At 64.4% G+C, this 8,075-nt stretch carries 6 protein-coding genes; 3 read left to right on the forward strand and 3 right to left on the reverse strand.

The genetic code is table 11. The features are described 5' to 3' along the window. Positions 1 to 649: leucine-rich repeat domain-containing protein (locus KA184_17740; protein ID MBP8131425.1), on the reverse strand; the 649-nt coding region annotated here is incomplete at its 3' end. 173 nt (positions 650 to 822) lie between these two features. Between KA184_17740 and KA184_17745 the strand changes: the two genes are divergently transcribed. Together KA184_17745 and KA184_17750 are read left to right on the forward strand one after the other, a co-directional pair. Continuing rightward, positions 823 to 1,104: a metal/formaldehyde-sensitive transcriptional repressor gene (locus tag KA184_17745; protein MBP8131426.1), complete on the forward strand. Its 282-nt coding sequence runs from the start codon at positions 823 to 825 to the stop codon at positions 1,102 to 1,104. A 28-nt stretch (positions 1,105 to 1,132) separates the two neighbouring features. After that, positions 1,133 to 3,037 (forward strand): cation-translocating P-type ATPase, encoded by a 1,905-nt coding sequence (locus tag KA184_17750; GenBank protein ID MBP8131427.1) that lies wholly within the window; start codon positions 1,133 to 1,135, stop codon positions 3,035 to 3,037. 133 nt (positions 3,038 to 3,170) lie between these two features. On the opposite strand, the gene alaS is transcribed toward KA184_17750, so the two are convergent. Both alaS and KA184_17760 read right to left on the reverse strand, forming a co-directional pair. Continuing rightward, a complete protein-coding gene (alaS, locus tag KA184_17755; protein ID MBP8131428.1) occupies positions 3,171 to 5,981 on the reverse strand; it encodes an alanine--tRNA ligase in 2,811 nt (936 codons plus the stop codon). 105 nt (positions 5,982 to 6,086) lie between these two features. Then, on the reverse strand, positions 6,087 to 6,314 hold the full coding sequence (locus KA184_17760; GenBank protein ID MBP8131429.1) for a cold shock domain-containing protein: 228 nt from the start codon (positions 6,312 to 6,314) through the stop codon (positions 6,087 to 6,089). A gap of 1,574 nt (positions 6,315 to 7,888) precedes the next feature. Between KA184_17760 and KA184_17765 the strand changes: the two genes are divergently transcribed. Continuing rightward, the coding region (locus KA184_17765; protein ID MBP8131430.1) for a hypothetical protein at positions 7,889 to 8,075 on the forward strand (187 nt) is incomplete at its 3' end.

The following is an 8,075-nucleotide window of genomic DNA, read 5'->3' on the forward strand; positions in this document are numbered from 1 at the left end:
TGAGCGACGCGAGCGGCGTCAGGTTGGTCACGTTGTTGTCATCGAGCAACAATTCGGTCAGGTTAATCAACCCGCTGAGCGGCGTCACGTCCGTGATGAGATTGTCCTGGAGGTGCAGCCCTTCCAAACCGGTCAATCCCGCGAGTGGCGTCAGGTTGCTGATCTGATTCCCGGCAAGGCCGAGCCAGGTGAGATTGGTGAGTCCGCTGAGCGGCGCAATGTCCGTGATCGCGTTTGACCACACGCCCAGATGCTGCAGCGCCGTCAAGCCGGCGAGCGGCGCAATGTCCGTGACGCCCGAATTCACGAGTTGGAGATAGGTGAGGCTGGTCAGGTTCTGGAGCGGCGTCAGGGCGGAGAGTTGGCAATCCTGCACGTCCAGGGCTTCGAGATTCACGCAGTATTCGAGGCCGGTCAGGTCTGAAATAACGCCATGGATATTGACATCGTGGTAAAGGCTGGTAATCGTGGCAAGGGCCGTGTCCTCGATGTCGCCCGAAGGCTGTCCCAGCCGTTCGCGGATCAGCGATTCGAGGGCCGGGTCGGGGATATCCACCACCGCCGCAACGGCGCCGCCGCCGGCAATGAAGAACAAGCAAAGCGCCGCGAAAAGGCCGCGCCGGGCCCGGAAAACGGTTGTCTTAACCATGGATGGCTCCCTTCTCTGCACGGATTATCGTGCGGGTCCTTGAGATAACTCCGGGGCGCTCCATTCTATTCACAAGGCGGGGTCCGCGGACAAGCGCCGCCGCATCCGGCGCGGCTGTGGCCGCGGACGGCCGCGGCTTGACAAGATAGGGTAGTGGGGTATATTATAGGGGCATGAGCCACGTCGCCAAGGAACGCAAGAAACTGCTCGCGCGGGTCAACCGCATTCTCGGGCAGGTGAAGGCGCTGCACAGCGCTATTGAGCGCGCGGAAACCGACGCGGACTGCCACCGCGTCATGCAGCAGGTCGCCTCGATCCGCGGGGCCATGAACGGATTACTGCTCCAGTTCCTCGACGAACACACGCGCGAGCACATCGCGCGCGGCAAGACGCAGGCGGACCGCGACCGCGCCGCGGAGGAGTTGATCGAGGCGCTGCGCTCGTTCCGCGCCTGAGCAGGGTTTTCTGAGAGGAATCCCCGTCATGATCGGACGATTAACGCGGCAGAACACGCGGACCGAAGTCGGCGCGTGGCGCCTGGCGAAGGTCGCGTTCGCGGGCGCGCTGATTCCGGCGGCGCTGGCCGCGGGCTATGCCGGGCCGGGCGGCGAACGGTACGTCATCGGCCTTTCGCTGCTCTCGCTGTGCTTCTCCGGATTTCCCATCGTGTGGAACGCGCTGCGCGGCCTGCTCGAACTGCGCCCCAACGTCGACGAACTGGTGAGCATCGCCATCATGGCGAGCCTTGTCCTTGGTGAATGGGTTTCCGCTGCGGTTGTCGCGTTCATCATGGTGCTGGGCGGCCTTATCGAGGAATTCACGAGCGCCCGCGCGCGGCGCCACATCGAGGCGCTGCTCCGCGCGAGCCCGGTGGAGGCGCGCATCATCGACGACAACGGTGAACTGCGCACCGTCCCGATCGGCGAACTAAGGCCGGGCAACTGGGTGCTGTCGCGCCCGGGCGACGTGATCCCCGTGGACGGCGAGGTAGTCGAGGGCGGCGGTGACGTCGATGAATCGATGCTGACCGGCGAAAGCGTGCCCGTCTGCAAGTCGTGCGGCGACCGGGTTTCCGCGGGCACGATCAATTGCGAAGGCGCGCTGAAAATCCGCGTGGAACGCATCGGCGCGGACACGGCGCAGGGCAAGATAGTGCGGCTCGTCACTGAGGCCGAACAGCACCGGGCGCCGATCCTCCGCGTCGCCGAGGCCTACGCGAAATGGTTCACGCCCGTCATTCTGACGCTGGCTGCGGTCGTGTGGGCGGCCACGGGCGACGCGTTGCGCGGCGTGACCATCCTCATCGTCGGGTGTCCGTGCGCGTTCGTGCTGGCCACTCCGACGGCGGTGGTGGCGGCGCTGGGCCACGCATCGCGAAACGGCATACTGGTCAAGGGCGGGAAGTATCTCGAAGCGTGCGCGCAGGTGCGCGCGCTTGTGTTCGACAAGACGGGCACGCTGACCGCCGGGAAGTACCGCGTCTCCGAAATCATCCCGTTGAACGGTCTCGGACCGGCGGAAATCCTTACGCATGCGGCTAGGCTCGAAGCTTCCGCCGAGCACCCCGTCGCGCGCGCCATTGTCGCACACGCCCGGGAACAGGGCATTCCTGTTGCGCACCCGGCGAGTATCCAGAGAGAGGCCGGACTGGGCGTGTCCGAGGCGGCGGGGCCGGATGCCGCGCCGTGGCGTTGCGGCAACGGCCGTTACATGCATCGCCACGGGGTTGAAATTCCGTCCGAAATTGAGGCGCGCGCCCGCGGCATGCACGAACAGGGCCGGACGGTGCTATACCTCGCTCAGGACACGCGACTTCAAGGCGTGTTGGTCCTCGAAGATGAGATCCGCCCCGAAGCGCCGGAGACGCTCGAACGGCTGGCGCTCGGCGGCTTCGGCGCCTTTTCCGTGCTCACCGGCGATCATGCGTCTGTGGCGCATCGCGTGGCGGGCCAGTTGGGTATCGCGCGCGACCGCGTGAAGGCGGATTTGCTGCCGCAGGACAAATACGAGCACATCCGCTCGATGGAAGCCGCCGGGCTGCGCGTCTGTTACGTTGGCGACGGCACGAACGACGGCCCGGCGCTCGCCGTAGCGACCGTCGGCGTGAGCATCGGCTCCCGCGAGAACACGGTTGCCCTCGAAACGGCCGACGTTGTGCTCATGCAGGACGGCTTGCGCCCGCTGCCGTTCCTGCTGCAACTGGCGCGGGCAACCCGCCGCACCATCAACCAGAACATCCTGCTCTTCGGCCTGGCCTACAACCTGTTGATGCTCTGTCTTTCGGCCGTGGGCATACTCACCCCGATCCTGGGCGCGCTCGGCCACAATATCGGTTCCGTCGCCGTCGTGCTCAATTCCGCGCGGCTGTTGCGATTTGTTGGAGAATGAGGGAGACCGCGGGCGTCCCCGCGGTGTCCGGGCTTCGCGGCGGTCCTGCGTTTCAAGCGCGGGACCCGTTGCCGCCGGTCTGGCCGCGGTCCCGACGCGCTCAACGGTTGCTGAATGGCAGGGCCTGCACGGTTCAGTTCAGCAGCCCCTGGATGATCTCCGGGGCCTTCGCGATGCATTCGGGCAGCCTCGAGACGTCCTTGCCGCCCGCCTGGGCCATGTCGGGCCGGCCGCCGCCGCCGCCGCCCACAATCGGGGCGAGCTGCTTGACGATGTCGCCCGCCTTGATGCGGCCGGTCAGGTCTTTGCTCACGCCGACGCAGAGCGACACCTTGTCGTCTTCGGCGCTGGCGAGCACGAGCACGCCGCTGGCAAGTTTCTCGCGCAGGCTATCGAGTACCGCGCGCAGGCCCTTGGCGTCCTGGCCGGGCACTTCCGCCGCAAGCACTTTCACGCCGCCGATCTCCCGCACTTGGCTCATGTAATCGACGGCCGCGCCGGTCGCCGCGGCCTGTTTCCATTTTTGGACCTCGCGCTGCAATTTGCGGTTCTCGTCGAGGACGGCGCGGACACGTTCCTCGACCTCGTCCGCGTTCGCGCTGAGCAGGCGCGCGAGATGGATCAGCTGCCGGTCGCGCGCCTGGAGCGTATCGACGCAGGGCTCGCCGCAGACGGCCTCGATGCGCCGCACGCCCGCAGATATCGCGGACTCGGTGAGTATCTTGAAGTAGCCAATCACGCCGGTGCGCGGGACGTGCGTGCCGCCGCACAGTTCGAGGCTCACCTCGCCGACCTGCACGACGCGGACGACGTCCTCGTACTTCTCGCCAAAGAGCGCCATGGCGCCGGCGGCGCGCGCCTCGTCCAGCGAGCGCTGGGAGGTCGCCACGGCCTCGTCCAAACGGATGTATTCGTTGACGAGCCGCTCGATGTCGAGCAGCCGGTCGAGATCGATACCTTCGAAATGCGTGAAATCGAAGCGGAGCCGGTCGGGCGCGACGAGCGAACCCGCCTGATGCACGTGGTCGCCGAGCACGTTTTGCAGCGCGGCCTGGAGCAGGTGCGTGGCCGTGTGGTGGTTCATGATCGCCGTGCGGCGCGGCACATCGACGAATGCATCCACTTTGTCGCCCACGCGCAATACGCCGCGCAGCATCTTGCCTTTGTGTACGGTCATCTTGCCCGCAGGCCGGCGTGTCTCGGAAATCTGCGCGTTGCCGTTCACCGAATCGAACACGCCCACGTCGCCTACCTGGCCGCCTGCTTCGGCGTAGAACGGCGTCGCATCGAGCACGAACTCGGTTTCCTGGCCTTCCGTGGCGCAATCCACGCGCTTCCCATCCGCGATGACGGCCTGGATCGTCGCTTGCGCTGTCATCGTGTCATAACCGAGGAACCGCGACTCGCCCACTTCGTCGTGCAACTGGCGATAGATGGGCGAGACAGCGTCCTGACCACTGCCGGCCCAGGCGCTGCGCGCTTTCTCGCGCTGCCGACCCATCGCGGCATCGAAGCCCGCGCGGTCGAGCGTGTAGCCGCGGTCCTCCGCGATGTCCTGCGTCAGGTCGAGCGGGAAACCGTAGGTGTCGTAGAGCCGGAACAGGTCCTCGCCGGGCACAACCTTCGAGCCGGATTTCTCCATTTTCGCGAAGACGCCGTCGAGCAGGTCCATGCCGCGCGCGAGCGTGCCCGCGAAGCGCTCTTCCTCGATGTGGATAATCTTCTCGATCTGGACGCGCCCCTCGACCAGTTCTGGGTAGTGATGCCCCATCCGGTCGATGACGGTCTGGCAGACCTGGTGCAGAAACGGCTTCTCGAGGCCGAGTTCGCGGCCGAACCGCGCGGCGCGGCGCAACAGCCGCCGCTCGACATAGCCACGCCCCTCGTTCGAGGGCAGGATGCCGTCGGCAATCATGAACGACAGCGCGCGCACGTGGTCCGCAATCACGCGGAACGGTACGGGATGGTCCTCATAGCGCACTTCTGTCAGCGCCTGGGCCGTCTCGATAATCGGGAAGATGCCGTCGGTGTCGAAGACGGTTTCCTTCTTCTGGAGCAGCGCGGCGAGCCGTTCGAGGCCCATGCCGGTGTCGATACCGCGATTTTTCAGCGGCGGACGCGAGCCGTCGGGCTGCTGGTCGAATTGCGGGAACACCAAGTTCCAGAATTCGAGGAACCGCTCCTTCGGGTCGTGTTCGGGCGTGGCGTCCGGGTCGATGGCCGCGCCCTTGTCGTAGAGCAGTTCCGAGCACGGCCCGCACGCGCCCGTGTCGCCCGCCGGCCCCCAGAAGTTGTCTTTCGTGCCCAGCCGCACGATGCGCGACACAGGAATGCCGATTTCCTTCTCCCAGATGCCGTAGGCCTCGTCATCCTGCTCGAACACGGAGACCCAGACCGCGTCGCCGGGCAATTTCAGGACTTCCGTGCTGTATTCCCATGCCCACTGGATCGCTTCGCGCTTGAAGTAGTCGCCGAACGAGAAATTGCCGAGCATTTCGAAAAAGGTGAGATGGCGCGAGGTCTTGCCGACTTCATCGAGGTCGTTCGCCTTGCCGCCCGCGCGCAGGCACTTCTGCGACGTGGTGGCGCGGCGGTAGGGCACCGGGACTTCGCCGGAATAGTAGGGTTTGAACTGCACCATGCCCGCGCTCGTGAACAGCAACGTTGGGTCATTGCGCGGCACGAGCGTATCGCTGCGCTCGACCACGTGGCCGCGCTGCCGGAAGAAGTCGAGGTAACTCGCGCGTATGTCGTCGCTTTTCACTGCAATGCTCCTATTCGGGTCGAGAAACGCCGGGGGAAGGCAAAAGTCTAACAGATGCGCGCGTGCGGCTGCACATCGCGGCTGTGTGTGGGGCACGTGCGCTGCGGTTCCCCCGCCTTGGGCCTGTCGGGGGCGTTTCCCCCGCGCGCACGACCCGCTTCTGTCCCGGGCGGCCTGCATGGGGCAGAAGTTCCACTTGCCCTTTGCTGGAGATAAAACATGCGCCGGGCGTGGTGCGCCACCGCCTGCCCGGCGCGAACCTGTCGCTCTCTAATACTTCAGAGACTAGCTGACGTTCTTTGTGACGTTTACTGCCTGCGGCCCCTTGTCGGTTTCCCGGAGTTCATACAGGACCGCATCACCCTGACGCAACGTCCGGAACCCGTCCATTTGGATGGCCGTGTGATGAACGAATACGTCGTTCGAATCATCGCGAAGGATAAAGCCATACCCCTTCTTGTTGTTGAACCACTTGACCTTGCCTTCGAGCCTCTGTCCTGCTGCTGTTGCCACGGACACTGCAGAAGCCTCCCAATAGTTGTGACGCCCGGCCACCGGGCCGCGGCATCGTCCCACGTACTACAAGATGCTGCCGGGATCCCCAACGCAAGCCGAGGACTTTGCAGCTTTATCACCTTATAAAGATACTCTATTCGCGTCAATCTGTCAATAGGGCGAATAACCCGACTCCAGATTTCGGCATCACGCGCACCTTTTTCAATAAAAAGCAGATTTACAGCTCCCATGGGGCCGGGTCCATCAATCAATTGATTGAGCGGTTCCGGCGCAGCGCCGGCCAAGCACGCCATCGGCCCGGCGGTCTGTCCGCACCTGTCGTTATCTGCCGACCCGTACGGAATTCCGTTGGTAGCGTGCCACGGGCGGATGCGAGACCGCTCACGCCGCTTCTGGCGTAGTTGGGCCTTCCCCTGCGGTGTTGTTCGGAAGCAGTTGCCTCAATCTGGCCCCCGAATCAGACTCCTAAGCCGCGTTAACCGACAACAGGCTGCCCCGGCGCTGACCAAACTGCCGCAAGCGGCCGCGAGCGGCAAATGGCCAACCGGGCATCATCCGTTGGAGTTGAAGACCGTCCCGGCACGCCGGAGAAGCCCGCGGTGGCGGACGTTCCCGCCCGGAAAGAATAGCCGGTCTTCTCTTCCCGGCGCAAATGGTCTTCAGTTCGACGGAAGAATCCGGCATTCGCGAAGCGTCTGGCTTAGTTCTATTGTCAGTGAATCCAGTGACGTATCGACACCAATCCTGTGCGCGGCAGCTTGCTGCCCGCCCGCCTGCTTGCCGCGGAGAATGCGCCGCGAAGAAGAAAGCGCAAGAAGACTTTCGCGCTCGTGACCGTATTTCAGGAATGGAGTACTTAGGGGTTTCCCGTCACGTAGACAATACAAACGCAGGGATGATATTTCGGTGTGAATGCACTGGCGAGACCGGCGCGCCTGGACCGCCACTCAAAAAGTGAGGGGAAGCAACGTCGATAAGGTTCCGCTGGTCTAGGCGGGGCGCTTCACATGCACCCGATGATCCTGTTTGGGACCGTTGCAAAACCCTTTCGCACGCGGCTTCCCGCTCACACTTGGGCGACGGCTCCATCAGGTACTACAAGAGCCTTTTCGGGTTCCGGGCTCCCGCACGGCCATTTCGCTGCGTCTCTCATGCTGACAGGAAGTTGGGCCGTACCTGAAAATGCCCTCGCCCTATCAACAACGGGCCGACACCCTGCCACGCAGCCACCCTGCGCCGCTTCCGGCGCCACGGTGCCCCGACCCGCGGACGGGTCAAAGGCCTCTTGGTATTGGGCACGCGCTACGCGCTTTGGCTGCCGTTGCCCGCGGAAGAGTTCGCACGAAGCCATTTCGCCGCGCCGCGCTCTTTCCGCTTCTCTCGTTGCGTTCTTGGCGGCGGGTTCCCTGGCTTTCGCCACAACCCTCTTCCATTTGCGATTGTAGCACAGAGTCTTGATTTTGCCAAGGGGTTCGCGCGGAATTTTCCGCCGCCGCGAGTGGCGCGTGCTTGGCGGATTGGCGATAATAGGCGCACGGGTGGCGGCAACTTGCCCGAGGGAGGCGCCCATCATGGCCGTGCGGGAATTGACGCGGGAAACGCTGAGTTATTTTGTCGAGAAGTTGAATGGCATCCATTCGGTCTCGCAGCGGCAGTGGGGCACCCTGACGCCGGAAGGGTTGATGCGGCATCTGCGCGCGTCGGTCGAGATCTCGCTGGGCGAGGGGCCGAAGACGCGCAGCCTGGGCATACCCATCG

The sequence above is a fragment of the Candidatus Hydrogenedentota bacterium genome (assembly GCA_018005585.1).
In the GTDB taxonomy this organism is placed as follows: Bacteria; Hydrogenedentota; Hydrogenedentia; order Hydrogenedentales; family JAGMZX01; genus JAGMZX01.